Raw genomic sequence first — 1735 nt, 5'->3', positions numbered from 1 at the left:
TGAGCGTATAAGTTTCGGTCATCATCACATACATCTGCCACAATGCGGCCATACACATGCTGATGATGCCCATCGGTATAAAGAAAATACCGACTATTTCTTTGTTCATAATGAATGTAAATGCTGTTTGTTTGTCTGACGGAATTATAAATCAGAAAACGAAGCTCTCGGAACATTCAATTTGTCGGAGGTCTTAAGGCCGTCTGAAAAATTTCAGACGGCCTTAATGTCTATCAACCGTGCAAAGCGCGTTTGTCGGCCGCCAATGCAGCTTCGTGAACCACTTCGGACAAGGTTGGGTGGGCATGGATGATGCGGGCGATGTCTTCGCTGCTGGCGAAGAATTCGAGCGCAGTCACGCCTTCGGTAACCAATTCGCTGACAACCGGACCAATCATGTGTACGCCTAAGATGCGGTCGGTTTTGGCATCTGCCAATACTTTGACCGTACCTTTGGCTTTGCCCATTGCCAATGCGCGACCGTTTGCGCCGAAACCTGAAGTACCTTTTTTGTACTCCACGCCTTCGGCTTTGAGTTGCTCTTCGGTTTTACCCACCCAAGCGATTTCAGGGTCGGTGTAAATCACGAACGGTACGTTGTTGAAGTCGATATGCGGTTTTTGACCGGCAATGCGCTCTGCAACGGCAACACCTTCGTCACTGGCTTTGTGTGCCAACATCGGGCCGCGAACCACGTCGCCGATTGCCCATACGTTAGGCAGATTGGTACGGCATTCGCCATCTACTTTGATAAAGCCGCGTTCGTCTTTTTCCAAGCCTACGGCTTCGGCGTTCAGGCCTTTGGTGTTTGGAATACGGCCGATGGCAACAATCAGTTTGTCGAATACTTCGGTTTTGGCTTCGCCGGCAGCAGTTTCGTAAGCAACGGAAACGCCTTTGCCTTCAGATTTGATGTCGCCGATTTTCACGCCCAATTCGATGCTCAGACCTTGCTCTTTGGTGAAGTATTTGAAGGCTTCCTTGGCGATTTGTTGGTCGGCGGCAGCCAGGAAGGTCGGCGCGGCTTCAAGAATGGTAACTTCTGCACCCACGCGGTTCCATACGGAACCCATTTCCAAACCAATCACACCGGAACCGATCACGCCGAGTTTGGCAGGTACTTCGGTCAGATTCAATGCGCCTTCGTTGTCTAATACGTTCACGTTGTCTATAGCAACTTGTGGCAGCGGACGCGGTACGGAACCGGTCGCTACGATGACGTGTTTGGCTTCGATAACGGTTTTCTCGCCTTTGTTATCGACTTCGATTTGATAAGCATCGCCATTTTTACCAGCAAAAGAAGCAGTACCGAACAGGCTGGTTACTTTGTTTTTTTGGAACAGGAATTTCACGCCGCCGGTCAGCTTGGTTACGATGGCATCTTTGCGCTCAATCATTTTGGCTGCGTCGAATTTTACGTCGCCGACAGTGATACCGTGTTCTGCAAAATCGTGTTGCGCAGCGTGGAAATGTTCGCTGGATTGCAACAGGGCTTTAGAAGGGATACAGCCTACGTTCAAGCAAGTACCGCCCAATGCTGGGGCGTTGCCTGCTTTGTTAACGCCTGCGTCAACGCAAGCGGTTTTGAAACCCAGTTGCGCAGCACGAATGGCGGCAACGTATCCGCCCGGGCCTGCACCAATCACTACTACATCATATTGAGACATCGTGTCATCCTTTGCTTTTGCAGTATCTCAAAATAAAAACGATACTTTTTGTTTCTTTTTTATTTTGA

The 1735-nt window shown here is 49.6% G+C and carries 1 protein-coding gene; it reads right to left on the bottom strand.

Features of this window, described 5'->3' with window-relative positions:
• Window positions 1-233 precede the first annotated feature (233 nt).
• Window positions 234-1667: a dihydrolipoyl dehydrogenase gene (lpdA, locus tag ACTHUE_RS17855; protein WP_002217382.1), complete on the bottom strand. Its 1434-nt coding sequence runs from the start codon at window positions 1665-1667 to the stop codon at window positions 234-236.
• Window positions 1668-1735 lie beyond the last annotated feature (68 nt).

Source organism: Neisseria sp. P0021.S005 (assembly GCF_051956955.1).
This window is presented reverse-complemented; position numbering and strand designations above follow the sequence as displayed.